Origin of the sequence: Enterobacter sp. Ap-1006, from assembly GCF_011752835.1 — a bacterium.
Taxonomy (GTDB): Bacteria; Pseudomonadota; Gammaproteobacteria; order Enterobacterales; family Enterobacteriaceae; genus Cedecea.
The window spans coordinates 1,408,945-1,434,302 of record NZ_VWWU01000001.1; the positions used below are offsets into that span (position 1 = coordinate 1,408,945).

At 54.5% G+C, this 25,358-nt stretch carries 28 protein-coding genes; 11 read left to right on the forward strand and 17 right to left on the reverse strand.

The annotated features are described in order from the left end of the window. The first annotated feature begins 265 nt into the window (after window positions 1-265). Window positions 266-1,276 carry a glycosyltransferase family 9 protein gene (locus tag F3J28_RS06470; RefSeq protein ID WP_166873947.1) on the forward strand — a complete coding sequence of 337 codons (1,011 nt, stop codon included), beginning with the start codon at window positions 266-268 and terminating at the stop codon, window positions 1,274-1,276. 39 nt (window positions 1,277-1,315) lie between these two features. Here the strand turns inward: F3J28_RS06470 and F3J28_RS06475 are convergent, their stop codons facing one another. From F3J28_RS06475 to F3J28_RS06485, 3 genes are all read right to left on the reverse strand, one after another. Continuing rightward, the gene (locus F3J28_RS06475) at window positions 1,316-1,765 is read right to left on the reverse strand and encodes a hypothetical protein (protein ID WP_166873950.1); all 450 of its coding nucleotides are present in this window, start codon (window positions 1,763-1,765) and stop codon (window positions 1,316-1,318) included. Between the two features lie 447 nt (window positions 1,766-2,212). Beyond that, the gene (locus F3J28_RS06480; RefSeq protein WP_166873953.1) at window positions 2,213-2,599 is read right to left on the reverse strand and encodes a VOC family protein; all 387 of its coding nucleotides are present in this window, start codon (window positions 2,597-2,599) and stop codon (window positions 2,213-2,215) included. Between the two features lie 169 nt (window positions 2,600-2,768). After that, window positions 2,769-3,710: a LysR family transcriptional regulator gene (locus F3J28_RS06485; protein WP_166873956.1), complete on the reverse strand. Its 942-nt coding sequence runs from the start codon at window positions 3,708-3,710 to the stop codon at window positions 2,769-2,771. 140 nt (window positions 3,711-3,850) lie between these two features. Between F3J28_RS06485 and F3J28_RS06490 the strand changes: the two genes are divergently transcribed. Then, on the forward strand, window positions 3,851-5,254 hold the full coding sequence (locus F3J28_RS06490; protein WP_166873959.1) for an MFS transporter: 1,404 nt from the start codon (window positions 3,851-3,853) through the stop codon (window positions 5,252-5,254). Between the two features lie 56 nt (window positions 5,255-5,310). Beyond that, entirely contained in the window at window positions 5,311-5,781 is a 471-nt protein-coding gene (locus F3J28_RS06495) for an SRPBCC family protein (protein ID WP_166873962.1), read from the forward strand. Window positions 5,782-5,790: 9 nt separating this feature from the next. Here the strand turns inward: F3J28_RS06495 and F3J28_RS06500 are convergent, their stop codons facing one another. The 3 genes from F3J28_RS06500 to F3J28_RS06510 all read right to left on the reverse strand — a co-directional run bounded on the left by F3J28_RS06500 (window position 5,791) and on the right by F3J28_RS06510 (window position 7,379). Further along, a complete protein-coding gene (locus tag F3J28_RS06500) occupies window positions 5,791-6,183 on the reverse strand; it encodes a VOC family protein (RefSeq protein ID WP_166874498.1) in 393 nt (130 codons plus the stop codon). Window positions 6,184-6,261: 78 nt separating this feature from the next. Beyond that, window positions 6,262-6,885 (reverse strand): ECs1377 family protein, encoded by a 624-nt coding sequence (locus F3J28_RS06505; RefSeq protein ID WP_166873965.1) that lies wholly within the window; start codon window positions 6,883-6,885, stop codon window positions 6,262-6,264. Window positions 6,886-6,896: 11 nt separating this feature from the next. Next, entirely contained in the window at window positions 6,897-7,379 is a 483-nt protein-coding gene (locus F3J28_RS06510) for a GNAT family N-acetyltransferase (RefSeq protein ID WP_166873970.1), read from the reverse strand. Window positions 7,380-7,507: 128 nt separating this feature from the next. On the opposite strand from F3J28_RS06510, the gene dsbG reads away from it, so the two are divergent. Further along, on the forward strand, window positions 7,508-8,254 hold the full coding sequence (gene dsbG / locus F3J28_RS06515) for a thiol:disulfide interchange protein DsbG (protein WP_502706897.1): 747 nt from the start codon (window positions 7,508-7,510) through the stop codon (window positions 8,252-8,254). 3 nt (window positions 8,255-8,257) lie between these two features. Here the strand turns inward: dsbG and F3J28_RS06520 are convergent, their stop codons facing one another. The 5 genes from F3J28_RS06520 to F3J28_RS06540 all read right to left on the reverse strand — a co-directional run bounded on the left by F3J28_RS06520 (window position 8,258) and on the right by F3J28_RS06540 (window position 13,221). Next, window positions 8,258-9,193, reverse strand: a complete 936-nt coding sequence (locus F3J28_RS06520) for a zinc-dependent alcohol dehydrogenase family protein (RefSeq protein WP_166873975.1) — start codon at window positions 9,191-9,193, stop codon at window positions 8,258-8,260. Between the two features lie 91 nt (window positions 9,194-9,284). After that, window positions 9,285-9,809 carry a GNAT family N-acetyltransferase gene (locus F3J28_RS06525; RefSeq protein WP_166873978.1) on the reverse strand — a complete coding sequence of 175 codons (525 nt, stop codon included), beginning with the start codon at window positions 9,807-9,809 and terminating at the stop codon, window positions 9,285-9,287. Between the two features lie 256 nt (window positions 9,810-10,065). Then, window positions 10,066-10,545, reverse strand: a complete 480-nt coding sequence (locus F3J28_RS06530) for a GGDEF domain-containing protein (protein WP_166873980.1) — start codon at window positions 10,543-10,545, stop codon at window positions 10,066-10,068. A gap of 57 nt (window positions 10,546-10,602) precedes the next feature. Next, on the reverse strand, window positions 10,603-11,655 hold the full coding sequence (locus tag F3J28_RS06535; RefSeq protein WP_205247084.1) for a diguanylate cyclase: 1,053 nt from the start codon (window positions 11,653-11,655) through the stop codon (window positions 10,603-10,605). A gap of 84 nt (window positions 11,656-11,739) precedes the next feature. Beyond that, window positions 11,740-13,221, reverse strand: coding sequence for a GGDEF domain-containing protein (locus tag F3J28_RS06540; RefSeq protein ID WP_166873983.1), 1,482 nt, complete (start codon window positions 13,219-13,221; stop codon window positions 11,740-11,742). Window positions 13,222-13,537: 316 nt separating this feature from the next. Between F3J28_RS06540 and F3J28_RS22450 the strand changes: the two genes are divergently transcribed. Beyond that, window positions 13,538-13,660, forward strand: a complete 123-nt coding sequence (locus tag F3J28_RS22450) for a hypothetical protein (protein WP_254902675.1) — start codon at window positions 13,538-13,540, stop codon at window positions 13,658-13,660. A gap of 9 nt (window positions 13,661-13,669) precedes the next feature. Here the strand turns inward: F3J28_RS22450 and glsB are convergent, their stop codons facing one another. The 3 genes from glsB to F3J28_RS06555 all read right to left on the reverse strand — a co-directional run bounded on the left by glsB (window position 13,670) and on the right by F3J28_RS06555 (window position 17,861). Then, the gene (glsB, locus tag F3J28_RS06545) at window positions 13,670-14,596 is read right to left on the reverse strand and encodes a glutaminase B (RefSeq protein ID WP_008459016.1); all 927 of its coding nucleotides are present in this window, start codon (window positions 14,594-14,596) and stop codon (window positions 13,670-13,672) included. 69 nt (window positions 14,597-14,665) lie between these two features. Next, complete coding sequence (locus F3J28_RS06550; RefSeq protein WP_166873986.1) at window positions 14,666-16,267, reverse strand: methyl-accepting chemotaxis protein; 1,602 nt, start codon at window positions 16,265-16,267, stop codon at window positions 14,666-14,668. Between the two features lie 202 nt (window positions 16,268-16,469). Then, window positions 16,470-17,861: an aldehyde dehydrogenase family protein gene (locus F3J28_RS06555; protein ID WP_166873989.1), complete on the reverse strand. Its 1,392-nt coding sequence runs from the start codon at window positions 17,859-17,861 to the stop codon at window positions 16,470-16,472. A 101-nt stretch (window positions 17,862-17,962) separates the two neighbouring features. On the opposite strand from F3J28_RS06555, the gene ptrR reads away from it, so the two are divergent. Together ptrR and F3J28_RS06565 are read left to right on the forward strand one after the other, a co-directional pair. Then, window positions 17,963-18,835: a putrescine utilization regulator PtrR gene (gene ptrR / locus F3J28_RS06560; protein ID WP_166873991.1), complete on the forward strand. Its 873-nt coding sequence runs from the start codon at window positions 17,963-17,965 to the stop codon at window positions 18,833-18,835. Window positions 18,836-19,264: 429 nt separating this feature from the next. Next, entirely contained in the window at window positions 19,265-19,768 is a 504-nt protein-coding gene (locus tag F3J28_RS06565; protein ID WP_166873994.1) for a hypothetical protein, read from the forward strand. Between the two features lie 315 nt (window positions 19,769-20,083). On the opposite strand, the gene F3J28_RS06570 is transcribed toward F3J28_RS06565, so the two are convergent. Continuing rightward, window positions 20,084-20,875, reverse strand: a complete 792-nt coding sequence (locus tag F3J28_RS06570) for a PhzF family phenazine biosynthesis protein (protein WP_166873997.1) — start codon at window positions 20,873-20,875, stop codon at window positions 20,084-20,086. Between the two features lie 196 nt (window positions 20,876-21,071). Here F3J28_RS06570 and F3J28_RS06575 point away from each other — a divergent pair, with 196 nt between their 5' ends. Continuing rightward, window positions 21,072-22,271, forward strand: coding sequence for a sugar transporter (locus F3J28_RS06575; protein WP_166874000.1), 1,200 nt, complete (start codon window positions 21,072-21,074; stop codon window positions 22,269-22,271). A gap of 46 nt (window positions 22,272-22,317) precedes the next feature. Here F3J28_RS06575 and F3J28_RS06580 read toward each other — a convergent pair whose 3' ends face one another. After that, on the reverse strand, window positions 22,318-22,986 hold the full coding sequence (locus F3J28_RS06580) for a MarC family NAAT transporter (protein ID WP_166864123.1): 669 nt from the start codon (window positions 22,984-22,986) through the stop codon (window positions 22,318-22,320). A 186-nt stretch (window positions 22,987-23,172) separates the two neighbouring features. Between F3J28_RS06580 and marR the strand changes: the two genes are divergently transcribed. Genes marR through marB form a run of 3 tightly spaced genes read left to right on the forward strand, consistent with a single transcriptional unit; the run spans window position 23,173 to window position 24,271 of the window. Further along, on the forward strand, window positions 23,173-23,607 hold the full coding sequence (marR, locus tag F3J28_RS06585; RefSeq protein WP_008459031.1) for a multiple antibiotic resistance transcriptional regulator MarR: 435 nt from the start codon (window positions 23,173-23,175) through the stop codon (window positions 23,605-23,607). 20 nt (window positions 23,608-23,627) lie between these two features. After that, window positions 23,628-24,020, forward strand: a complete 393-nt coding sequence (gene marA / locus F3J28_RS06590) for an MDR efflux pump AcrAB transcriptional activator MarA (RefSeq protein ID WP_008459033.1) — start codon at window positions 23,628-23,630, stop codon at window positions 24,018-24,020. Between the two features lie 38 nt (window positions 24,021-24,058). Then, entirely contained in the window at window positions 24,059-24,271 is a 213-nt protein-coding gene (gene marB / locus F3J28_RS06595) for a multiple antibiotic resistance regulatory protein MarB (RefSeq protein ID WP_008459034.1), read from the forward strand. A gap of 43 nt (window positions 24,272-24,314) precedes the next feature. Here marB and eamA read toward each other — a convergent pair whose 3' ends face one another. Next, window positions 24,315-25,217 (reverse strand): O-acetylserine/cysteine exporter, encoded by a 903-nt coding sequence (gene eamA / locus F3J28_RS06600; protein WP_166874003.1) that lies wholly within the window; start codon window positions 25,215-25,217, stop codon window positions 24,315-24,317. Window positions 25,218-25,358: the final 141 nt, after the last annotated feature.

A 25,358-nucleotide genomic window follows, 5' to 3' on the forward strand; every position in this document is an offset into this window, starting at 1 on the left:
CTCGTGAATAGCACACAAAACAGGCTATAATTTAACCAGCGACGCTCTGTGTAAAGGTGAAACACGATGCCTAATCCCTTTGATGCCTGCATGTCTATCGCGCTGATTCTGGGTGCATTACATGAAATGGGGTTGATTCCCTGGTAGTGCGTTTTATATGCCGGTGGTTTGCTGAAAAAACGATGGCAGGAAATTGACAGCAGGTTGAATCTCATTAAGGTGAGAGGGATATTCTACGCCGTGCTGGCCAGATCCCAGGAACCCCATGAACCCTACGCTTCAAACTTTTGTCGGAAGTTTGCTCCAGGATGATAAAACGCTAGTCGCCTCTTACGATCTTGAATCTTTGCCTTTTGAGCTGAAGCGCAGTCTTCATCTGCAGGCTTTACGGCAGCCCGGCATTTATAACTATGCTTTACGTCCCTTTTCTCTCGACTATAGCCAGATCCAGCGGCTCTGTATTATCAACGGCATGGGCGTCACGCTCGGAGATTCGCTGATCGGGATTGCAGCGCTGCACGCTATTAAAGCCATAAATCCCAAACTTCATCTGACGGTACTGCGCCCTCACACCTGCCAGTCTTATGTGGAAGAGATTTACCGGCTAGCGGGGAAAGTGATCGATGAGCTGCATTTCATGCCTCAGGAACTGGCTTCACTGGAGGGATATGATGCGCTGATTGACGCGGGGAACCAGCTTTTCCGGGAGGATTTCGCCACTCAGGAAATGCACGATTTCTTCTTACGCCACCTGGGGATTGCCCCTGAGAGGGTACCCGAAGAGATAAAAGCTAACCGCTGGCTACGCGACGGAATGCCAGAGGAAACTTCCCCCCTGCAGGGTCGTTACGTTCTGTTCAATCACCGCGCCAGCACGCCGCTTCGCGATATCCCGGCTGCCGTGCTGGTTGATTTAGTCGATCATATCTATCGGCAGCACGGTCTGCCCGTGGCAGGCTTTGGAAAAATAGATCACCCGCAGTGCATCGATCTTTCTTCTCATTCCCGGACAACGTCTGACTACATCGCCATTATTCGTCACGCCAGTAAAGTCTATACCTGTGATTCGTCGGCCCTGCATATTGCCGCCGCCTTTGAGGTGCCCACGACGGCTTATTTTAACGCCATCAAACCGTCGCTGCGGGCCGCGTATTACCCGCAATGTGAAAGCGTTGATCTGGGTACTGAGCGCTCGGCGCTCCTCCACCAGAGCGAAGATAGCGAGTTGCTAAAAGCGATAGAGGATAACTACCGGCGTTATCTGGCTGCCTTGTAATGTCTGATAAGCTGGCCGTGAATGACGGCCAGCCCCACGCTATTTATTGATGCCAATAACCAGCACGGTTGATTTTTTACATTGATTATCCTGGCAAATACCGGAGAACCAAATCTGCCCTTTGCCGATCGCCAGCCCCTGATAATTCGCAAAAAGATCCTGATATTTCTGCGCGTTAACCACCGCCACTAGATCCGGCGTAAAAATGGCGTCATAGTTTTTAATGAACTGCTGCGGCGTTTTGATCTGCACTTTTTTACCCGCCAGCGCGATCTTTATCGGATAGGAAATTAGCTTTGCCACTTCCGCTTTATTCTGCGCGGCAATCTGCGTTTTAAAATTATCAAAAAACGCATGATAGTTTTCATGCGAGCTGAATAACTTATCTAAATTCGCGTCCATTGCCTGCTCGGTAGCGGCCCACAGGGTGCCCGACCAGATCAGGGAGGAAGCCAGACACAGCCTGGCGAGTAGCGACGTAAACCTCATATAAACCACCTCTTGCCTTAAATATCATTGAATTATCGTATTTATAGAATTTTAACTTTTCAGTCTGAAACACGCTTTAAGTGTTAATAAAGCGGCAGCCGTTCCCTCGGCGGCATCATATATGATATAATTTTGACCAATCGATTGATTTTAAATAAAAGTAAACAAACTGTATTAATATGAAACAACTTTTGCTGGCCCTTTGCCTTTTCACTCCCTTCAAAATGTCCCTGGCGTCCGTCAGCGGAAATTTCGACGTGAGAATGACTATACTCCCCAAGCCGATGCCGCCTAAAGTGACTAAAGTAAAACTTTCAGCAGATACGGTGATGATCGTTAATGAATGGTAGTTTTTCATTCATCAAGTCGTGCCCGGGATGCACATCCACTCCCATTAAAAAGCCGCTGGCGGTCTCCCGCAGCGGCTTTTTTTATGACTGATTCAGGCTATTCCCCCGGACCTGGCTTATCGACTCTCTGCCCGACGTCTATCCGGTTCCCATCGGGATCGGCAAACACAAACGTCCGCAGGCCATACTCTTTATCCTGGAGCACCTTCACGATCCTGACGCCTGCCTGCTGACAGAGAGCAAACAGCGCCCCGATGTCATCAACCAGAAGATGGGCCACCGGAAAATGTGCGGCCTTATGCTGAGGCTGGAGCGTAAGATGCAGCTCGCTTTCCCCCTGCCGGAGAATGACAAACCCAACGGGTTCGCCGTTCTCGAAACGCTTCGTGAAGCCTAAAACGCCCACGTAAAACGCCAGTGCGGCAGGCATATTTTTGACAGGCAACGTCGCTGCAATGCGGCCAAATCCAACTGCTGAAGGCATAATCATCCTTATTTTAAGAAACGAGCCCATCGCGCAGACGGTGCCGCAGCCATGCGTTTCTGTGTTGATGCCGGACGGTGCCAGAGTGGCCCTTATCATAAACGCCAGTATCACCCTGCGCCAGCGTTCGCTAATGCGAATAATATCGCGGACAAACGCGGCGTTCCCCCTATGAAGACAGATCGCCTACCCTTTGTCGGCAGATGTTTAGTACCAGCTGCCGAAGCCAGCGGTGCGCGAGGTCTGCCTCTGAACGCGGGTGCCACATTTGGGACACAGTAATGGCTCTCGTCTTCACCGGCAGTTCAAACATTGCCAGTCTCGCGTTCTCTCCCTCAACCGCCAAAACCGGCTGATTCAGCAGGAAAGAAGCAGGCACCAGCGCAATAAGATCGGACGCCTGCGCGACCTTTAGCGACGCAGGAAATGACGGCACTATGGCGGCAATTTTGCGCGTCAGCCCTCTTTCATCGAGGGCATCGTCTACAGGCCCGCGAGTTGACCGGATCCGCCGGGAGGCCACCACGTGCCCGTACGAAAGATACTGCTCGACGGTAACCTCAGGCAGAGCGGCCAGAGGATGACCGGCGCGGACCACGCCAACAAACCGATCGCGGAATAGCGCCTGGAGCCGTATTTCTGGCCCCATTTCGCCCACGACTCCGATTTCGAGATCGACCAGGCCCTCACGCAGATGCCGGGGACCTTTTTCAGGTTTGGAGGTGAAGCACAGCTGCACTCGAGGCGCTACAGCCGCCGCTGCAGTGATAAGCGCAGGCGCAAAGGCTTCGATAAAACCATCGTTGGCCCGGAGGATAAACGTGCATTCCAGGGTCGAAAGCGTTAGCTCTGCCGTGGACGGGCTCAGCAAAGCCCGAGCCTCCAGCGCCGCGTTTCTCGCCCGCTCGCGAATCGCTTCGGCATAGGGCGTCAGCACCATATTTCTGCCCGCTCTGACCAGTAGCGGATCGCCGGTTGCCGCCCGCAGGCGGCTCAGCGTGCGGCTCATCGCCGACGCGCTGAGTCCGAGGCGTCGCGCGGCGCCAGCCACGCTGCCTTCCGCCAGAAATGTATCCAGCGCCAGCAGCAAATTCAGATCGGGGTCATTCATTCAGGCATCCTGTAAAGAGATATGGCGTCTGGTGCAACTATTATCTGCATATGATGCGTCTTCCACCTCTCTTTAAGTATCACTATATTTGCAGCACTGACAACCTGAGACTGATGACCGCGCAGCGGGAAGGAACAACGATGGAATTATTTTCAAACCAGCCGGGGGATGAGGGCCTGCCGGGCCGCCCGCGTATGATGGCGATGCTTGCCGTGATGACGACGGTCACAATGGCGGTGTTCGATGGCTCAATGGTGAACATCGCGCTGCCAAATATTGCCCGTGCGCTCGACGTTTCCGCCAGCGACGCGGTTTGGGTCGCGAATGGCTATCTGCTGGCCGCCGCCATGACGCTGGCGATTTTTGCCGCGCTGGCGACCCGGCTGGGATTCAGGCAAATTTTCGTCTTTGGGCTGAGCCTGTTTACGCTGGCATCCGCGGGCTGTGCGCTTTCCACCTCGCTCGAGATGTTGGTTTTGATGCGGATATTGCAGGGCATCGGCGGCGCGGCGGTACTGAGCATTTCCCCGGCAATCCTGCGTTCGGTTTTCCCCACCCGCCTGCTGGGCAGGATCCTCGGTCTGAACGCATTCTTAATCGCTACCAGTACGGCCATAGCGCCGCTCCTTGGGGGAACGCTTCTTTCGACCTTAGGCTGGGAATGGCTTTTTGCGGTTAATTTACCGCTAGGCATTGTGGCGCTTTGGCTCAGCCTCCGCGTCCTGCCGGGGGAAAAGGCCACCCATCCCAAGCCCTTTGACTACGCCGGTGCGTTTCTGTCTGCTCTGCTGCTGGGCGCGCTGATCGTGGCCGCCGACAGCTTTACTAAAAGCGGAGGTATTGCCCAGGCGGTGGCTTATAGCCTGACGGCATTGTTGGCGGGCGCGGCATTTATCTGGCGAGAACGCCGCGCCGCTCAGCCCCTGCTGCCGCTGACGCTGTTCGCCTCCGCGCGATTTTCGCTGGCGGCCCTGACGTCTCTGATTTCGTTTATCGGGCAAGGGATCACATTTGTCGCCCTGCCGTTTTTATTCCAGAACGTTTATGGCTACAGCGCCTTTGCATCGGCCCTGCTCTTTACGCCCTGGCCTGTGGGAATAATGCTCGCAGCGCCCCGGGCCGGACGACTGGCCGACAAACATTCGCCGGCGCTTATCGCCACCACAGGCTTAGGCGTGTTTGCGGTTGGCCTGATACTTTTAGCCCTGTTGCCCGCCCACGCTCAGGCATGGGACATCGGTTTACGGAGCCTGGTATGCGGCATTGGCTTCGGTATTTTCCAGAGCCCTAATAACAAGGAGATGATGGCTAACGCCTCACGAGAAAATAGCGGCTACGCCTCAGGCATACTGGCCATTATGCGAACTTTCGGCCAGTGTCTCGGGGCGGCCATCGTCGGTATTGTGCTGGCTATTTACGGAAATGCCGCCTCGTTTGAGTCGCAGGCCATTACCCTCAATCTTTGGCTGGCCGCCGGAACGACGTTACTGGCCGTAGGCTTAAGCGGCCTGCGTACCCGGCAGCTACAACAGCAAAATAGTTAGCCGTAGAAAGGATCCTCAGCCAGGCTATACGGGTACCCACTCGCCGAGGAAATACTATGAATCTGGATGCTGAAACCGATTTAAAACTAGAGCGCATTATTGACGTTCCCAGGCAGCTTGTCTGGGAGTGCTGGACCCAGCCGCAGCATATCAGGCAGTTCTTTGTGCCCCGGCCTCATAGCGTAACGGCCTGTGACATAGATCTTCGGGTTGGCGGACGTTTCAATACGGTGTTTAACGTCGACGGGAATGAAATGCGTAATAACGGTGTCTGGCTGGATATTGTGGACGGTAAAAAGCTGGTGTTTACCGATGCCTACGGCGAAGACTGGAAGCCTGCTGAAAATCCGTTCATGACGGCGATCCTGCTTCTGGAAGATGCGGACAACGACAAAACGCGCTACACGGCTATCGCCCGCCACCGTACACCAGAAGCCCGACTGGCACATGAGGAAATGGGTTTCTTCATCGGCTGGAATATCGTTGTCGATCAGCTTGTCGAGTACGCCAAAGGTCTGAGGCGTTAATACCGCTGACTAAAGTGACCAGTCGCTCTTCTGCAAAACCACCCGATAACCATCGGGATCGATAAAAGTAGCCCCCTTCACGTCCCAATAAGGGTTGAATGCACCCAGCCGGGTAAAACCGGCTGTCACCATTCTGGCGCAGAAGGCCTCCCATTCGACACGATCGGGCACATAAAGCACCAGTAAGTCATCTTCGGTAGGTCGGGGAGTAATGAGATGATGCTGGCAGACCGTAAATTCCAGATGCCAGCCCAGCGACGGACCTCCCAGCATCACGCCGCTGAAACCGTCGTGATCGCTAAATTGTGCTATTTGCTGAAGACCAAGTCCCTCGCAGTACAGCTCCCGGCTTCTTTCAAGACTGCTCACCGGACGGGCAATACGCATATGGCTGAAGTTCATCATTTTTTCCTGTTCTGATGTTCGCTCAACCTTAAAGGTATTCCTTTGCCATCATTTTCCTCACCGTGCGATTTCAGGCTACAAACTGTAGGCAGGAATGGGGCGGGTCGTTCCCGTCAGGCTGTCGAAGACCGTGCGTTCTGTCGTGATAATCGGCATCCCGGACTGCCTCAGCACTGAGATATCGGCGGCAATGCGCTGCAGCCCAAACCAAAACAAACCGTCGAGAGCGTTGACCTGAAGCCCGCCTTCCAGGGCGACTTTCAGCCGATCCCTCGGATTTCTGACCTGCAGCGCGATCTGCTGCCAGGCCGTCGCGGGCGTACCGCCCGGATCGATTCTGCGTATACGATTCGAGAAACGATAGCGGAAGGCGTCCGGCACGGCGCTGAGATCGTCTTTTATGCTGTAGACTTCTCCGCGCTTGTTGTCGTTAATGACCACAGTTTTCTGGCTCAGTTGAAGCTCACCGCGCAGCTTGTCGATCAGCTGCGGCGCCCGCAGAAGCAGCAGCCTAAAAGGCAGTTCGAAACTGGTCACGTAATCCACGTTCAGCAACGCCAGGCGCAGGCGCTGCTCCGCGTCCTGAGGCTCTCTCTGGAACTCCTGCCTGACTTCCTCCCACTGGCGGCTGAGGCGGGGCGGCTCTTCTATTTCGGTGAAACTGTACTTTTCAATCTGGTAATCGATGCGATCGTTCATTCAGGCACCTTTCACATGTCAGGATCCAGCTCACAGACCATCTCATAGCAGCGCAGCAGTGTGCCGCCGCGCGACATAGGATAAAGCCCCTCTTTCACCACGCGAAATCCCTGCGTCAGATAAAAATCGCGGGCGTTTGGCGTGGAGGAAAGCGTCAGCCTGCTCATTCCCCTCGATCTCGCTTCCTGTTTGATGGCCTGAAGGATCTGTTTGGCCAGCCCCCGGCCCGTCCAGGCCGGCAGGGTAAAAATGGCCTCAACCGAACCGTTTTTCAAATCCAAAAATCCCGTGGCGACCGGCTCGCCGTTTTCATTATCCGCCACAAAAAAAGGATTATTCACGATTTCATTTCGGTAACCCTCGGGCATCTCATCTGGCGTCCATGCGGCCAGCACATCTTCTGGATAAGTTTCCCGACAGCCAAAGCGAATGGCCTCGTTTCTTATTGTCCACAGCGCCTGAGCTTCATTGAGCGTGGCTCGTCTGACCGTCATTCTCTGACCTCCGAAATGCTCCGTTACGTAAAGGAAAATGAGTCTGATGACTTAACGCAAAAAGGAATGTTACCCTTTGAAGAAAATAGCATTTAATTAAGGACCGCTCGATGAAAAAAATATCTGCCCTGTCCGTTTCTCTGGCCCTGCTTTTTAACGCGTCGGCCTTTGCCGCTGGCGCTGAACTGCCTGCGCCGATAGCTGCTCTGGAAAAGCAAGGCTTCGAGCTGAAAGGGGAATTTAAAGCACCGGGCGACCTGCAGGCTTATGCCATGCAGTATCAGGGGCAAGGCACCATCGTATACCTGACGCCGGATAAACAGCACGCCATTATGGGCAACATGGTCGATGCCGAAGGGAAAAACCTCAGCGACGCGGAAGTGGAGAAATTTGTCTATGCGCCGATGGCCAAAGCCATGTGGCAAAACCTTGAGAAACACCGCTGGATAGCCGCCGGAAGCGAAAAAGCCCCGCGCATTGTCTACGTGTTTGCCGATCCATACTGCCCGTACTGCACCCAGTTCTGGGAGCAGGCTCAGCCATGGATAAAGTCGGGTAAAGTTCAGCTCCGGGTGCTGCTCGTCGGGATGCTGCGCCCGGACAGCGGTCAAAAAGCGGCGGCAATTCTGATGTCGAAAGATCCGGCCAAAACGCTCGCCGACTATGAGAACAGCAAAGGTAAGCTGGCGCTGCAAAAACCGGAGAAAATAGATCCGGTTATCGGGGAGGCCCTAAAAGATAACCTGACGCTGATGGACGATCTCGGCGGCAATGCCACGCCCTCAATATACTACCTGAATGCCGAAGGCCGCCTGCAGCAGCATCAGGGCATGCCGGATGCCGAAACGCTGAATACCATCCTCGGGGATAAATAACGCCTACAGTTTTAGCAACGGTTTACGCTGGCGGCCAGGTTCACGGAACAGCGCCAGCGCCTGCCGCCACTCCTCCAGCGCATACACCGCCGCATCGGGCTGCTGCGTTTGTAGCAACAGTTCCCAGAGTGAGATAAACCAGCCCTGCCATTCTGCAACCGGCGTGACCGCCAGCGTATCGCGCAGATGAAATCGCTGCGCGGTAATGTTCTTTCCGCGCGGAGAGAACGCCTTCCCGCTCAGCAAACCGTAAGAAACCAACTCGGCATTCGGATTAAGGTGATCGAGCATCAATGTGGCTAACTCACCGCCCACGGCGTCAAACACAACGTCAACTTTTCCAGCAGCTTCGGCAATGCGATGCTCGTCATCCCCGCTCAGCGGGATAATGCCGGATTTAAGCAACGCCGGAAGACGCTGTGCCGAGCGGTAAACACCATAGACTTCCGTGGCGCCCTGCCTTTTGGCCCACTGCGCCAGTAAACCAGCACACGTTGATCCTGCCGCCGTGACCAGCACGCTTTTTCCCACCACGGGCCACTTTTTCAGCATTAACCAGGCCGCCAGAGGATTGATATATCCGCGCGCCGCAAGCTCATCCGGAACGCTGTCCGGCACAGGCACGGCCCACTGAATCGGGCAGTCAACCCATCGCTGCCAGGTGCCTTCCCCGCGCAGAGGTAGCACACGCCTGCCAATCCACTCCGGAGAATCCGCCTGCTCAACAATGCCGACGCCTTCGTACCCGGCAATACGCGGCGGAAATACCCGGTGGCGATAAGCCCCGGTAACGGGAATAAGATCCGAGGGATTGACGGGCGCGTAGTGCATGCGCACCCGGAGCGTGCCGGAGATAAACGGCGCCAGCGGCGTTTGTTCGAGGGTTAAGACCTGTTCAGGTTCGCCAAACTGCCGGAACCAGAGGGCTGCGTTTTCCATACTGAATGCCTGCAACTGCCATATTGCAGGCACTATATCATGCCTGAGTCAGCATAAACGCATCGAATAAGTGACACCGTCACTTATAGCATCATAAATTACGGTAGTAGAACGTCGTGGAGCACGGGCTGCCGTCCGGCATTAACGCATAATGAGGGAGATCCCCCACGCGCTGCCAGCCCATGCCCTGGTAGAATATCTCCGCATCGCTGCCGGTTGCGGTGTCCAGTACCAGAACTGATTTTCCCTGCGTGGTGGCAACGGCTTCCAGATAAGCCATCAGGCGCTGGGCAATGCCTTTCCGCCGCGCCACGCGGTGAACCAGAAGTTTGGCCACATCGGCCCGGTGCGGCTGATTTTCCGGCTGGCTGGTGATCAGCTGCACGGTGCCCACAATGCGCCCCTGCCCATCTTCCGCCACAATCAGCGTGCGTTCTCCCCGCGCCACGCTCTGGCCAACCTCCCCCCAAAACGCCGCGGCCTTTTCCGGCGCCAAAGGATGTAAAAAGCTGACCGAAGCCCCACCAGCCACACAATCAATCAGTACATCCGTTAATGATGCGGTTGCGGCAGCAAATTCACAGGCCTTCAGGGAACGAATACGATACTCGGGCACAGCGACTCCTGAACAGTGGTTAAAAGTTATGTCGGAATATTACCGGACATAAGAATAGACCAGCTTACCCGGTAACTCAGAAACCCACTATTCAGAAAAGATATGGATGGGCGGTTTGGGAGGATGCGGTTTTCGTTCCAGAATAGACTGTCCCCTTGCTGCAGCCAATGAAAGCGCATCAGAGGAGATATCCACTCAGGATGTTAATTCCATTCCACTATAAGGAATTATGATTACACCGATCGTCTGTAGCTTTTCATGATTTTATCCTGCCCGCTGCCCCAGCCTGGCCGGCTTCAGCTATCACATCCTCAAAGCTGAGATGCCGCTGCGGGTCGTACTCCGCGCATCCCCAGCGAAAGAAGAGCATCCAGCGATTATCTGCTCGCTGATTAAAATCGGTCACTTTGCCCTGCAGGTGCTGCATGGCGATAAATGCCCCTTCTTCATTCGTCCCGTTAAAAAGCAGAACAAACTCATCGCCGCCCGGCCTGGCGATCAGATCCGTTTCACGGAAAGAAGAACGCATAAGTTCTGAGAAAGCGACCAGCGCACGATCGCCCTGCTCATGGCCCAAACTGTCGTTAATCTGCGCCATCCCGTCAAGGTGGATAAATACCAGAGAAAGCGGCTCAGCCCGGCGGTTAGCGCTCCCCGTGGCGTATTGCCCCAAAAACATAAGGCCTTGACGGTTCAGCAGGCCCGTCAGCTCGTCGGTCAGGGTGGTATCGAGCATCTCATCCTCCGGTGCAGACTCATCATAGGGTCTGCTTACAGTTTAGATGATCATTACTCAGGCGGCGTAAATGCGGTTTTTCCCGGCACGTTTAGCGTTATAGAGTGCATCATCTGCCGCTTTTAACCATTCGGCGGCATCCGGCATCTGTTTTGTCGCACAGGCAATCCCGATACTCAGGGTGCAGAACGCATTTTTTTCAGGCAGGACTCGAACATTAATGGACTCCAGCAGGATCCGCTGGGCAATACCTTCGGCTTCCTCCAGGGATGTATTCGGCATCAGGACCACAAACTCGTCCCCGCCAAGGCGTGCCGGCGTGTCGCTGGAGCGAGCGACAATCCGCAGCACGTCGGACACCGCCATCAGAATGGCGTCCCCCACTTTATGCCCGAAACGGTCATTCACTTCTTTGAAATTGTCTATGTCGATAAACATCAGCGCCGAACTGCCGCAGGCAATGCGCAGCCGCGCCAGCTCATTACTGATTTTTCGTTCCAGCAGGCGGCGGTTGGCAATCCCCAGCAGGGGATCCATCATGGCAATGTTTTCCAGCTCGCGGCTCTTTTCCCGCAGCTTCAGCGCTATCGAAGCCGTCAGCATACTGAGCGCGATAGTGTAAACGGCAATCAGCGGCAGCGTGGCGTACATTGTCCGGGCAGAAACCGCCGGACTAAACGGCATCCCGTGGCTTATCCAGGTCAGCCCAAACGCAAGCAAGATTGCCAGCATCGCTCGTTTCATCAGCGGTTTTCCCCCGGCGGCCAGCCGGTCGGAAACCAGAATGGTGATAATCACTACCGACGGCAGCGCGCTGAGCGATATCATCGCAATCCAGAAGCCCCCGGCTGCCGCGTCGATCACCAGGTTTTGTTTTTCACTCTTGACGGGAGAAGCAGAAAAGCGCGCTTTTAACAGCGCCACGTGCGGCCAGACAAAAGCGTTAACGACCAACAGCGCCATAACTGGCACAGAGGACTGCTGCTCATTCAGTACCGAAAAGAGGGGCAAGAAGCACAGAAACGTCCCCAGCATACGCATGATATACATGCGATTAACGAAGCGAGCGCCGTGAGTTCTGGCATTTTTGTGAGGATCGGGTGTACGCATAACTATCTCAGGCAAACGAACCAGCCACGACAAACTGCACGGGCATACTACGCGATAATAAAGGATCCGAAGTGAACATGGCTATTAAGAATCACGCATGTGCGAGGCCGGAAACACTTCGGCGTGGAAGCTACTCGCGCTGGTTTTATTGCGCCCCTGCCGCTTCGATAAATACAAATACTTATCCGCTTCGGGAATAAGCTGATTAAAGGTTGCTTCCAGCGTGTTATTACCCAGCGCCGCCTCAGCCAGGCCAATACTGACGGTGATAAAGAGCGATTGTTCTTCGTAGTGAAAAGTACTGACTTCAATCGTTTTGCGGATCTGCTCGGCAATCTCAAAACCCTGCTGGTTATCCCGAACCCGGCACACCACCACAAACTCTTCCCCGCCGATGCGCGCCACCATTCCTCGCTCACCTACGGTGTCCAGCACTCTGCTGGCGAAAGAGGCCAGCACGGTATCCCCGCATTCGTGGCCCCAGCTGTCATTGATTCGTTTGAAAAAATCAATATCCAGCAGCATCACGCACAGCAGCGGCTCTTGCGGGGTTGGTTGATGTCGCCCACTGCGCTTGAGTGCTTCAAACAGCCCGGAGCGGGAATAAACGCCCGTCAGGTAATCATAGTCGGCACGCAGCGAAGTCTGCTTAATCAGCTGATTAATGGCATCCACGCTGATGGAAACAATCAGGGGGCAAATCGCGATAGTGGCAATGCCCAGGCGCGCCGAGAACATCTGATCGACCAGCAGCAGCGGTTGTTCGGAATGGAGATTAATTGCCGCGTGGGCCACCAGCACAATTTCCACCCCGCCGGTAATCAGCGTCAGCAGCGCAGTAACCGGCAGGGGGTAGCGAATGGCGCACCAGATAAGCGCAGGGAGCGGAAACGCCAGGCTGCCCGCCCCGCCGATAATCATCGCCGTGCAGACTGCAATCACCACGGAAAAAAACGGATACATGTCTGACGGCACGATACCGGTCAGTTTCCGCCAGGAAGGCCAGCTGGCGGTCAGCAAACAGGGCAGCATCAGCACGCCGGTTGAAAACTGCTCGCTCACCCAGTCAGCATAGAGCGGCATAAACTTTTCATGGTAATCGCCGCTTATCCCCAGCGATCCTACCGCGCCAAATAATGAAGATAATATGGCGGCAATCAGAGAAAAGTTAAAAATATTAAACGCATTTAGCGCCCAGTTACTCTCATCCATATTGCGCGAATAGCGCAGCAATAAACGGGCGGCGGTGACAATAAACACCATATTTGAAAAGTTGATGATCGTAGACTGCCAGCCCCACTGGGTGGTAAAGGCGTCATAAACCAGCATTGCCGCATAGCAAATAAAATAATAAATGGCTTTGTTCAGCCACGGATTACGCACAAAGATGGCGACCAGCACCGCATTCAGCGGCCAGAATAGCGAAAGATCGTTAACCAGCCGAAGCGAAGCGCCAAAGAAGTAAAATAGCGTGGTAAGCGCAAAAACACTGATCGCATTTAACAGCATTTTATCGGGGGAAAAGAATGAAAACTTAGGTCGATTAACCATGCTATCCTGGTTCATATCTATTCATCACCGCTGAAAATAAATAGCGCCATCAGGTGATTGCGAAAATAAGCATTAGCTTAGCATGTTTATCCCGCTAACAATCCAGGGCATTGAGAGAAAGAAGAAAATTCACTCAACTCGCCAGCGTTCCGCATGAACTATCAGCCATAAGTAAAATTTTTGCCACCTTCTCCCCCGCCTTTTGTCAACGGCAGGCTTTGTGGCTAAAAATTCAGACTTATTGCCGGGGAATAATTAGCAGCCTCAGGTTTAACCGATGTTTAACGTCGTTGCCTTATAGTCCATAAACGTAAGATTTCCCGGAGCTGAAATGCGTAAAACACCCTGGGCGGAACGACTCATCATTACCGCCATAATGCTGGCCGTGCTGGCCACCGTTAGCCTGGTTGGCGTGCTATGGTTGCGCATACCGGGATTATTATTACTGCAATAACTGCGTCGGTTAAAAAATAGAGCGCCCGATGCGCTGAGAGAGAATTTCCAGCGCGGCCGTCCCGGCCAGTGAGTTACCGGAAGCATCCAGCTCCGGACACCACACGGCAATAGACATTTCATTCGGTACGTTGGCGATAATCCCGCCACCCACGCCCGATTTCCCCGGTAACCCCACGCGATAGGCAAATTCCCCCGCGCCGTCATACATGCCGCTGGTGATCATCAGCGCATTAATCTGCCGAGCGTGTTGAGCAGAGATCACCGGTTCAGCAATGTGCAGAGCCCGCCCCTGATTGGCCAGAAATAAAAACGTTTTGGCTAACTCCAGACAACTCATTTCCAGCGCACAGTAATGGAAATAGGTTTGCAGCACCGTAATGACATCATTCTCAAAATTACCAAATGACTTCATCAGCCAGGCAATCGCGGCATTGCGTGCCGAATGTTCAAATTCAGACCGCGCGACGCGTGTGTTATAGACTAGATCGTCGGCACCGGAGAGCGCCCGCACGACTTCCAGCATCCGCTGTTTGGGCGCGCTGAGGCGGGTTTGCAGCATGTCACAGACCACCAGCGCACCGGCATTAATAAACGGATTGCGGGGTTTGCCCTGCTCAAGCTCAAGCTGTAACAGAGAGTTAAACGGCTGGCCGGACGGCTCTTTGCCAACGCGCTGCCAGATTTCAGCTTCATCATAGCGACCCATCGCCAGCGTCAGGCTCAGCACTTTAGAGATAGACTGAATAGAAAAACGCTCTGACGCATCCCCGGCGCTGAAGAACTCTCCGTCCACGGTACAAATAGCAATCCCGAGCTTATTGCCGGAAACCTCTTCCAGCGCCGGAATATAATTCGCGACCTTTCCTTGACCCAGCAAAGGGCGAACCTGGTCGAGGATCTCTTCCAGTAACTGATTGTTTAATTGAACCGGCACCGTGCGCTCCTGAGGCATATGTTAAGCGGCGAAAGTATACCAGAGCCACGGGCCGATAATAAGACGAACTCAGGCGGTCATTTGAAAGCGAGCGACCGCTTTTTCAAGGCGTTGGGACTCATCCAGCAAACGTTTTGAGGTATTAGCCGAGGCCTTAATCAGCAGCCCGGTCTGGCTCACCGCCTGATTAAGCGTGGTGATCCGCGCCGTGACGTGATGCACGCTGGCGCCCTGGTCAACGGAGGCGCTGGAAATTTCATTCAGCAGCCCGCTCAGGCGGGTCACCAGGGCAATCACATTCTTCAACTGCGTCTCCAGCTCTGAGACGGCTTCGCTGCCTTGCTCAATACCCTGCAGCGAGTTATTTATCAACGACTGAATATTTCTGGTCGACTGACTACTCTGTTTCGCCAGCAGGCCAACTTCACGTGCCACCACCGCAAAACCTCGCCCCTGGTTGCCCGCATGAGCCGCCTCAATGGCGGCGTTTAGCGCCAGAATATTGGTCTGGAAAGCGACGTTATCAATCATCGCCACAATGCCGCGCATCTCAGAGGAACGGGTCACAATATCCTGCATCGACGTATTCACCGTGTGCATCATCTGGTCGCCGCCGGCCACCATCTCACGCGCTTCGTCCGCGCGCTGGTTCGCCTGAATAGCGTACTGGCTGTTTTCCTGCACGCGGGATTCCAGCTCGGTGATATGCAGCGTGACTTTCTCCAGCTCCTGCTCCTGCTGTGAAGAGTGGCTAGACAGCTCGTTATTCCCTTCCGCAAGCTGGCCAATATTGCTTAACAGGATGGCCGAGGATTCCCGCACCTCTTGCACCAGTTGCTGAATGCCCTGCTGCATTTCCAGTACGCTGCCGTGCAGCTGTTTCACCTCGCGGTTAACCAGTTTTCGCTCAGCGGGGAGCCGCGACAGATCGCCGGCGGCCAGAATATGTAAATGTTCGATAAGGCTGCGCAGCGGGCGAATCACCCAGCGAGCCACGCCCAGCCAGACGGCAATCGCCACGACCAGTAATATACCCAGCGCGATAATAAACAGCGTTTGCGCCTGACTCAGGCTGCCCAGCAATGTGTGGCTGGCCGCAGCTGTTTGCTTCTCGCCTTCGGTCTGATAGCGCGCGTACTGCTCGTTGAAATCGGACTGGAAAGCCTGAATCGGCACTTCAAAGAAAGCATCGATGGAGGCCTTCTTTTGCATCCCTTCCAGCTGTTCTTTCAATCCGCCGAAGAACAGCTGATAGCTGTTGGCCAGGCTCTCGCTGCCCGCCGGGTGAAGTTGCTGCCAGGCGGCAAAATTCTGCTGCGAAACTTTCAGGGCGGCGTCGGCCTCATCCACCAGGCTGTTCCAGCTGCCGACCGACCCGGTCTCTTTGTCCTGCATAAAGTAAACGCCCGCCCGGTTCAGCAGGTCACTGGTCATCAGCAGCGAGGTTCTCGCCTTCTCCATGACCACCTGCTGCTGATGAAGCTGGTTATTTTCGAGGACGCTCTGGCGGGTTTCGTGCAGGATGTTGGACAGGGACACGGTGGAGAGAATTTGTAGCACGGAAAAGAGTGCTATAACGCCAACCACCCCGCTCAGCAGCCCGAACTCACGAGGGCGACGGGCAAGCAACCTGAAGGGATTTAAACGGCGAAAAATTTGACTTATGTTCATGATTTTCTTCAGTAACACAACGATGCCGCGAGTGTACTGAGCGAAAATGACAGAATTATTTCATTCTCATGACAAACAAGGCCACCTTCACGGCGGCCTTACTTTTTACTGATTGCGCGGGCATAAACCAGCATAACGTCTGCCCTTACCGGGGAAAACAAGCATTATTCCTCCCCGGCAAACCGACGTCAGGTGGGCTAAGCTAGCGCCGGTCTTTCCACACGGTCTGAATATTACAGAACTCATGCAGCCCGAAATGGGAAAGCTCGCGGCCAAACCCGCTCTTTTTCACCCCGCCAAACGCCACGCGCGGATCGCTGGCGCTATAGCCGTTGATAAATACCCCGCCGCATTCGAGGCGTGCCGCCATCTCCAGCGCCAGCTGTTCATTCGTGGTATAAACCGTCGCGGACAGGCCATAATCGCTGTCGTTTGCCAGCTCAAGGGCATGTTCGCTGTCGCGCGCGACGGTAATCGCGGCCACCGGGCCAAACAGCTCCTGGCGGAACGCGGCCATCTCTGGCGTGACATTAGTGAGCACGGTCGGCGCATAGTAGTTGCCCTCGCCAGGCAGTTTATCCCCGCCGATCAGCAGTTTTGCGCCCTGTTTAAGTGACGTTGTCACTTGTTCATGCAGCTCATCACGCAGATCGTAGCGTGCCATCGGCCCAATGCGATTAGCTTCTTCCTGCGGCGTACCAACCTCATAGTTTTTCAGTTCGGCAATAAAGCGGTCGGTAAAGGCGGCGGCAATTCCCTCTTCAACGATAAAGCGTTTCGCGGCGGCACAAACCTGCCCTGTGTTCTGGAAGCGCCCGGCCACGGCGGCCTTCACGGCTTCGTCGAGATCGGCATCATTCAGCACGATAAACGGATCGGACCCGCCCAGCTCCAGCACGCATTTTTTCAGCGCGGCACCTGCCTGGGCACCAATCGCAGCACCTGCTCTGCCGCTGCCGGTCACGGTGACGGCGGCCACGCGCGGGTCGTTAATCGCCTGGCTGACCCCTTCCGGTGCCACGTTAAGCAGTTCGAACAAAGAAGGCACAAAGCCCGCGTCAACAAACATCTGCCGAATGAGTTCGGCGCAGCCCATCACGTTTGGCGCATGTTTCAGAATATAGCTGTTACCGGCCAGCAGAATCGGCACCGCCCCACGCAGCACCTGCCACAGCGGGAAGTTCCACGGCATTACCGCCAGGATCGGCCCCAGCGGACGGTATTCAATCACGGCCTTATTGTGTTCAACCTGAGTCGCTTCTGCCCCCAGCATGGCCGGGCCGTGCCCGGCATACCAGTCGCAAAGGTTAGCGGACTTCGCCACTTCAGCGCGCGCCTGCAAAATAGGCTTGCCCATCTCGGCGGTAATCATTTGTGCCATTACTTCGCCGTGTTTACGCACCGCCTCGCCCAAATCACGCAGCTTCTGCGCACGTTCGTTAAGCGGGGTAACGCGCCAGGCGTTAAAAGCCTGCTGGTTACGGGCCAGCGCGGCATCAATCTGGGCGGCGTTCTCAAAAGGATAAACCGCAATGCGCTCACCGGTAGCGGGATTGCGTGAAATGGCGTGGGTTTGCCCGGTTACTGATTGCATGGTGGTGCCTCGACAGGTGAATGAGATGTTAACAGTAGCCTTGAGGCACAAAGTTTAAAAATGAATAATACTAAGCAAACCCTTCACGATTTGAGAAAGCCATGGACCTCACTCAGCTGGAAATGTTTAACGCCGTCGCTGAAACCGGCAGCATCAGCGCCGCCGCGCAGCAGGTACACCGTGTCCCGTCGAACCTCACGACCCGCATCAAGCAGCTGGAAGCGGACTTGGGCGTGGCGCTGTTCATCCGCGAGAACCAGCGGCTGAAGCTCTCCCCATCCGGCCACAGCTTCCTGGCCTACAGCAAGCGCATTCTGGCGCTGGTGGATGAGGCTCGTATGGTGGTGTCCGGCGATGAACCCCAGGGCCCGCTGGCGCTGGGTTCGTTAGAAAGTACGGCGGCGGTGCGCATTCCTGGCGTGCTGGCAAACTTTAACCAGCGTTACCCGAAAATCCACCTTTCTCTCACCACCGGGCCTTCCGGCGACCAGATTGACGGCGTGCTCGAAGGCCGCCTCGCCGCCGCCTTTGTTGACGGCCCGGTGCTGCATCCTTCTCTTGAAGGCGTGGCGGTGTACCGTGAAGAAATGACTATCGTCGCACCTGCGGATCATGCCCCTATTCTCAGCGGGGCCGACGTTAACGGCGAAAGTATTTACGCTTTCCGGGCCAACTGCTCCTACCGCCGTCACTTTGAGAGCTGGTTTCACGACAGCCAGGCTATGCCGGGCAAGATCCACGAAATGGAGTCTTACCACGGGATGCTGGCCTGCGTCATTGCAGGCGCAGGCCTGGCGCTGATGCCACGGAGTATGCTGGAGAGTATGCCGGGCAGCCATCAGGTGAGCACCTGGCCGCTGCCGGAGGATAAGCGCTATCTTGATACCTGGCTGCTGTGGCGCAGAGACGCCAAAACCCGCCAGCTTGACGCTTTTATTTCTCTGCTGGAAACGCCTGACTCGACAGGTTGCTGAATAGATTCCCGCGAGCAAACATCCACGGGGGCGGTACTCCCCCGGAAACCGATCTGTAATAAGCAGTGCTGTGCAGCATTGCTATTTTCCGGCGTGATATCGGCCAGCAAAATATGTTTGCCGGTGCCGACGCGGAGGGCAATCTGCAGTAACTTGCATTTATAAAGGATTAAATCTGCATTTCATTTTCAACAATCCACCCTGGCTGAAAATAAAAAATAAACACTGTGGTTTCCGCAGGCAAGATCTGCAATGATATTGCAGTTAAATAGATAACCCAGCACTTAGAATACGTAACATTTGAGCAGTTGGGTCGCGTGGTTAAGATGCAATTAATAATTAAATTATTGCTCAGTAATTTTTTTAACCTGGCCGTGAGTGGCTGATTCTTAAAAAATTGCGAGCAACGTCAACTCGAGGTAATAAGAAATGTTTAAAACAACTCATCCACGCTGTTTAATTATTGGATGTGGGAAAGGATACAGGGAAGACCTTGTTGTACCGCATAATCATATAACTGAATACACTCTGGATATTGATCCTGGTATTCGACCTGATTTTGTGGCCGATATCACGAAAACAGTTAATTTTAGTTACATGGGCAAATTTGATGAAATCTATTTTGAAAACATTGCATTAGCAGAGCTTCAAGTGGCGATAAACGTGAAAAACCTTCTCATTCCTGGACGAGGAAAAGTGTACTTCGTCGGGCAACATAGTCCGCATTTACTAGAACGCCTAAGGATGATTTATGCACCACTTCATTTTAGTGTCCGTATGGCTAACGCTGTCTTAAGTAAAAAAATTAAGGAAAAACTCTTTCCCGAAATTCTGGTGGACTGTTTTGGAACAACTTGTAGTGTCATCGAACTGACTCAGGTTCCGCTACCCTCGTTTGAAAAGGCATTTGGTCCCCTGCTTAATAGAAATTAAGCGGATTATATTCTGTACCAGGTAAGATTAAGGCAGATCTCAATAAATGACCTTTTTGTGAACTCATCTCCGCCTCATTATTAAGTGGTCTGCATTCTGTGGGTTAAGAATATAAATACTGGTTGCTACAGCTATTGCCTGGGCAATCTGTCCGCTGTCGATAACGACAATAACACCCAGGGAATAAGGCATGTTTTTCTCCTGAATAATGGAATGCAATAAAGGCTGGCACGGACGGATTGCTTAATAATCGCTTCCGACGTGCCAGCCTTTATGAACTGCATTCACTAATCCCGGTGAATTTTGCCCGGAAAGTTAGCGAAGCAGCACTTTCCCCACCAGATAGGTCACGGCCTTGCCGCCAATCAACACCCGGTCGCCCTTGTACTGGCAGCGCAGATCGCCGCCGCGGTAAGAAACCTGCCGCGCCAGCAGATGCGTTTTATTCAGCTTATCCGCCCAGTAAGGGATCAGCATGCTGTGGGTTGAACCGGTGACGGGGTCTTCCGGCACCGATTCCCCCGGGCAAAAGAAACGGCTAACAAAGTCATACTCGCCTTCACCTGCGGCGGTAATACAGACCATTTTTTCCAGCGGGATCATGGCGTTGATATCGGGTTGAATAGCCTCAACCTGCGCCTGGCTTTCCAGCACCACCATATAATCACGCCCGACTCGCAGCTCTTTACACTCGCTGATGCCAAGCGTCGCTAGCAGTTCCGGCAGCGGCGCAATCGGCTGCGTTTCCCAGGCCGGGAAATCCAGCGTCAGCCACTCACCGCTACGCGTCACGGTCAGCGGGCCAACAAAACGCGTGCTGAAACGGATCGTCGCCTCCGGGTAATCCAGATGCTCGAAAATAACGTGGGAGGCCGCCAGCGTAGCGTGCCCGCAAAGGTTGATCTCCCCCTGGGTGGTGAACCAGCGCAGCTCAAAGCCCTCATCCGTGGTCACGAAAAAAGCCGTTTCCGACTGATTATGCTGCTGCGACATTTTCAGCAGCGTTTCATCCGGCAACCATTCGCTGAGCGGGCAAACCGCCGCCGCGTTGCCGCCAAACGTTGCGTCTGCGAAGGCATCTACCATATAAAAGTCAATTGCTTGCATTGGCGTTACTCCTGCTTTTCATTGTTATTTTCTTCACCTCTACCATGACATACTCGCCCGAACTGTGCTGTTTTTTTTCTACCGTACTCAGGCGCTAGCCCCAAATGAGACATAAATCACAAAATGGGTTGTGTCGCCGATCTGATGGTTTTATGATCGCCCCATTCCTGCCCCTTATTTACCTGCATATTCCCTTATGACAATTGCTACCGTTTCACGCAAAACGGCGTGGCTGCGGGTCGTCACTCTCGCCGTCGCCGCCTTTATTTTTAACACCACCGAATTTGTGCCCGTCGGCCTGCTGTCCGACATTGCGCAAAGCTTTGGCATGGAAACCGCGCAGATCGGGATCATGCTGACTATCTACGCCTGGGTGGTGGCCCTGATGTCGCTGCCCTTTATGCTGATGACCAGCCAGGTTGAACGTCGCCGCCTGCTGATTAGCATTTTCCTGCTGTTTATTGTCAGCCACGTGCTGTCGTTCCTCGCCTGGAACTTTACCGTGCTGGTAATCAGCCGCATTGGGATTGCTTTCGCCCACGCCATTTTCTGGTCGATTACCGCTTCCCTGGCCATTCGCATGGCGCCGGCGGGCAAAAAAGCGCAGGCGTTAAGCCTGCTCGCCACCGGCACGGCGCTGGCAATGGTTCTGGGTTTGCCGATCGGGCGTATCGTCGGGCAGTATTTCGGCTGGCGTACCACCTTCTTCGTCATTGGCGTCGTGGCGGCCATCACGCTGTTTTGCCTGATGAAACTGCTGCCCAAACTGCCGAGCGAGCATTCTGGCTCGCTGTCGAGCGTGCCCAAACTGTTCCGCCGCCCGGCGCTGGTCAATATCTATGCCTTAATCGCGGTGGTGGTCACCGCGCATTACACCGCCTACAGCTATATCGAACCTTTCGTCCAGCAAATTGCCGGGCTTAGCGCTAACTTTGCCACCCTGCTTTTACTGCTGTTTGGCGGCGCGGGCATCATCGGCAGCGTGCTGTTTGGCAAATGGGGGAATAAATACGCTTCGGGGCTGGTGTCCGGCGCGATTGCGCTGATGGCCGCTTGCCTGGTGCTCCTGCTGCCCGCCGCGCAAAGCGAACTCACCCTTGCCGGGCTCAGCCTGTTCTGGGGTATTTCAATTATGATCGTGGCCCTGGGGATGCAGGTTAAAGTCCTGGCCCTGGCGCCGGATGCCACCGACGTGGCGATGTCGCTGTTCTCCGGGATCTTTAATATCGGCATTGGCGCGGGCGCGCTGGTGGGGAATCAGGTCAGCCTGCATATCTCCATGTCAGATATCGGCTTTATCGGCGCGATTCCGGCGCTTATCGCGCTGGTCTGGTCCATTCTGGTGTTCCGCCGCTGGCCGGTGACGCTGGAAGAGCAGCCCCGGCCTACGCATTAACAAAAATGCCCTCATCACGAGGGCATTTTTTTCGATCACGCTCAAATCAGGCAGGATAAGTTTTAATAATTTCCAGCACGCCGTTAATAATAAACTGCACGCCCATACACACCAGCAGGAACCCCATCAGGCGGGAAATCGCCTCGATGCCGCTTTTACCCACCATACGCATAATTGCCCCAGAGCTTCGCAGGCTGGCCCAGAGAATCACGCCGACGGTCAGGAAGATCAGCGGTGGCGCAACGGTAATGACCCAGCCCGGGAAGTCGGAGCCTGCCCGCACGGTTGAAGCGGAGCTGATGATCATCGCAATGGTTCCCGGCCCCGCCGTGCTCGGCATCGCCAGCGGCACAAACGCAATATTGGCTTCCGGCTCTTCGCTTAACTCTTCCGACTTGCTTCTTGCCTCCGGCGATTCATGCGCTTTTTGCTGCGGGAACAGCATCCTGAAGCCGATAAAGGCGACAATCAATCCCCCGGCAATACGCAGCCCGGGAATCGAAATCCCGAAGGTGTTCATCACCACCTGCCCGGCGTAATACGCCACCATCATGATGACAAACACATTCACCGAAGCCATGAGCGCCGTGCGGTTGCGCTGCCGGCTATTCATGTCTCCGGAGAGCCCAAGGAACAGCGCCACGGTGGTGAGCGGGTTCGCCAGCGGCAGCAGTACCACAAGGCCAAGGCCGATGGCCCTGAGTAAATCCATCATATTTTTATCCTTTTTTGTCCTTTATTGAGCAGCTATAGCGCAGGTTAGACTATAGCAGCCCGCAGTTTACTGACCGCTGTTGAAGCGTTTTAGCTTTTCGTGGCATAGGCTGAATCATCACGTTGACTTATACTTGCCTCGGCAATAGTATCTGCCGTGACTAATCTACTTGCCTGGGCAAACATAGTGAAAAGCACCTGTGATCTGTTTAACGAAATGATCCCCCTCGGGCGATTGATCCACATGGTGAATCAGCATAAAGATCGCCTGTTAAACGATTCGCTCTCCCCGCTGGATATCACCGCGACCCAGTTCAAGGTGCTGTGCTCCATTCACTATGAAGTGTGTATTACCCCAGTCGAGCTGAAAAAAGTGCTTTCCGTTGACCTCGGTGCGTTAACCCGAATGCTGGACCGCCTGCTGTGCAAAGGCTGGGTCGAGCGTTTGCCGAACCCCAACGATAAGCGCGGCGTTCTGATCAGGCTGACGCCGGAAGGCGTGGCGCTGTGTGAAGAATGCCGAAACCTGGTGGGGCTTAGCCTCCATAAAGAACTCACTAAAAACCTTACGGACGACGAAGTCGATACGCTTTATCGCCTGTTGAAAAAGGTATTGCCGTAAACCTGCAAAGAGGTGAAACGATGTCCAGACGCAACAATGATGCGGTCACAATTCAAAGCATTTTGGGGTGGATTGAAGAGAACCTGGAAACCCCGCTCTCGCTGGAGAAGGTTTCTCAGCGCTCAGGCTACTCCAAGTGGCATCTGCAGCGGATGTTTAAAAAAGAAACCGGCCACTCAATGGGCCAGTACATCCGCAACCGTAAGTTGACCGAAATCGCCCTGAAGCTTAAAGAGAGCAACGAACCGATCCTTTATCTGGCCGAGCGCTACGGTTTTGAATCGCAGCAGACGTTAACCCGCACCTTCAAGAACTACTTCTCGGTGCCGCCGCACAAGTACCGCGTAACCCGTCTCGCTGGCGAAGGCAAATATCTGCACCCGTACAACCAGTATTGCAGTTTGTGTAACTAACGCATCACCGTCCGTTTTACAGACGTAACCGAGGAAATATGAAAGTCATCTCCGCAGCCGCGCTCCTTCTGGCGCTGGCATCAACCAACGCTCTTGCGGAGCAGTCCGGCAGCTTCAACGCCACCCAGGCCAACTACGGCAACATGATCACCTGCTCCGGCAGTCAACTGTCTAAAGGCCCGCAGCAAACGGCGGCTGAACGTTCAGAAGAGCTGGGCTCCCCGTACTACCACGGTCATTCGCGTTCGTAAGATAAAGGCTGACCCGCCCGATGCTGGGCGGGTGCCGCGAATATCAGGATGAAGCCCGCTTCACCGACCGGCCAAAACGCAGACCAAAGACGTTGATATACAGCCCGCCCATAATCAGTATCGCCCCCAGCAACTGCATTACCGTCAGCTTTTCACCGAGCAGCAACGCCGCGCTGGCCATACCCACCACAGGCACCAGCAGCGACAGCGGCGCCACGCGCCAGGTTTCATAGCGCCCCAGCAACGTGCCCCAGATACCGTAGCCCACAATGGTAGAGATAAACGCCAGGTAGATCAGCGACAGAATGGTCGTTGTATCGATGTTCACCAGGCTTTGCAGCATCGTTGCCGGCCCATCCAGCAGCCAGCTTGCCGCAAAAAACGGCAGCACCGGGATCAGCGCACTCCAGACAATCAGCGACATGATCGCCGGGCGCTGTTCATGCTGCATGATCATCTTGTTAAAGATATTGCCGAACGCCCAGCTCATGCCCGCCGCCAGCGTCAGCATAAAGCCGAGCAGCGCGACGTGCTGGCCTTCGAAACTGCCCTTAATCAGCACCAGCACGCCGAAGACCGCCAGGGTGATCCCGGCCAGCTGCTTAGCCTGCAGCCGCTCGCCAAAGAAAAACGTTCCCAGAATAATGGTGAAAAACGCCTGAGACTGCAGCACCAGTGAGGCCAGCCCGGCGGGCATGCCAAACTTGATCGCGGTAAACAGGAAGGCAAACTGCCCGAAGCTGATGGTCAGCGCATAGCCCGCCAGCAGCCGGAACGGCAGCTTTGGCCGGGCCACAAACAGCAGGGCCGGAAACGCCACCAGCAAAAAGCGCAGCCCCGCCAGCATCAGCGGCGGCATATTGTGCAGCCCCAGCTTGATCACCACAAAATTCACGCCCCAAATCACCACCACCAGCAGCGCCAGCAATCCATCTTTACGCGTCATTGTCCCGCCCTGTATTTATTATCGATTTGTAAAAAAATAAACCTTATCCCCCTGAGTAAATAGATACAGATCCCACTTTTTGTCAGGAGTACAGATGTGATGTATCGTGCTTATGTCAGATCTGGTTGCTATACCAGGCTG

Bases quoted from the DNA above. Each gene is read 5' to 3' on its own strand.
- F3J28_RS06470 (WP_166873947.1), top strand. From the start codon at position 266: ATGAACCCTACGCTTCAAACTTTTGTCGGAAGTTTGCTCCAGGATGAT.
- F3J28_RS06475 (WP_166873950.1), bottom strand. From the start codon at position 1,765: ATGAGGTTTACGTCGCTACTCGCCAGGCTGTGTCTGGCTTCCTCCCTG.
- F3J28_RS06480 (WP_166873953.1), bottom strand. From the start codon at position 2,599: ATGCCTTCAGCAGTTGGATTTGGCCGCATTGCAGCGACGTTGCCTGTC.
- F3J28_RS06485 (WP_166873956.1), bottom strand. From the start codon at position 3,710: ATGAATGACCCCGATCTGAATTTGCTGCTGGCGCTGGATACATTTCTG.
- F3J28_RS06490 (WP_166873959.1), top strand. From the start codon at position 3,851: ATGGAATTATTTTCAAACCAGCCGGGGGATGAGGGCCTGCCGGGCCGC.
- F3J28_RS06495 (WP_166873962.1), top strand. From the start codon at position 5,311: ATGAATCTGGATGCTGAAACCGATTTAAAACTAGAGCGCATTATTGAC.
- F3J28_RS06500 (WP_166874498.1), bottom strand. From the start codon at position 6,183: ATGAACTTCAGCCATATGCGTATTGCCCGTCCGGTGAGCAGTCTTGAA.
- F3J28_RS06505 (WP_166873965.1), bottom strand. From the start codon at position 6,885: ATGAACGATCGCATCGATTACCAGATTGAAAAGTACAGTTTCACCGAA.
- F3J28_RS06510 (WP_166873970.1), bottom strand. From the start codon at position 7,379: ATGACGGTCAGACGAGCCACGCTCAATGAAGCTCAGGCGCTGTGGACA.
- F3J28_RS06520 (WP_166873975.1), bottom strand. From the start codon at position 9,193: ATGGAAAACGCAGCCCTCTGGTTCCGGCAGTTTGGCGAACCTGAACAG.
- F3J28_RS06530 (WP_166873980.1), bottom strand. From the start codon at position 10,545: ATGCTCGATACCACCCTGACCGACGAGCTGACGGGCCTGCTGAACCGT.
- F3J28_RS06535 (WP_205247084.1), bottom strand. From the start codon at position 11,655: ATGCGTACACCCGATCCTCACAAAAATGCCAGAACTCACGGCGCTCGC.
- F3J28_RS06540 (WP_166873983.1), bottom strand. From the start codon at position 13,221: ATGAACCAGGATAGCATGGTTAATCGACCTAAGTTTTCATTCTTTTCC.
- F3J28_RS22450 (WP_254902675.1), top strand. From the start codon at position 13,538: ATGCGTAAAACACCCTGGGCGGAACGACTCATCATTACCGCCATAATG.
- F3J28_RS06550 (WP_166873986.1), bottom strand. From the start codon at position 16,267: ATGAACATAAGTCAAATTTTTCGCCGTTTAAATCCCTTCAGGTTGCTT.
- F3J28_RS06555 (WP_166873989.1), bottom strand. From the start codon at position 17,861: ATGCAATCAGTAACCGGGCAAACCCACGCCATTTCACGCAATCCCGCT.
- ptrR (WP_166873991.1), top strand. From the start codon at position 17,963: ATGGACCTCACTCAGCTGGAAATGTTTAACGCCGTCGCTGAAACCGGC.
- F3J28_RS06565 (WP_166873994.1), top strand. From the start codon at position 19,265: ATGTTTAAAACAACTCATCCACGCTGTTTAATTATTGGATGTGGGAAA.
- F3J28_RS06570 (WP_166873997.1), bottom strand. From the start codon at position 20,875: ATGCAAGCAATTGACTTTTATATGGTAGATGCCTTCGCAGACGCAACG.
- F3J28_RS06575 (WP_166874000.1), top strand. From the start codon at position 21,072: ATGACAATTGCTACCGTTTCACGCAAAACGGCGTGGCTGCGGGTCGTC.
- F3J28_RS06580 (WP_166864123.1), bottom strand. From the start codon at position 22,986: ATGATGGATTTACTCAGGGCCATCGGCCTTGGCCTTGTGGTACTGCTG.
- marA (WP_008459033.1), top strand. From the start codon at position 23,628: ATGTCCAGACGCAACAATGATGCGGTCACAATTCAAAGCATTTTGGGG.
- marB (WP_008459034.1), top strand. From the start codon at position 24,059: ATGAAAGTCATCTCCGCAGCCGCGCTCCTTCTGGCGCTGGCATCAACC.
- eamA (WP_166874003.1), bottom strand. From the start codon at position 25,217: ATGACGCGTAAAGATGGATTGCTGGCGCTGCTGGTGGTGGTGATTTGG.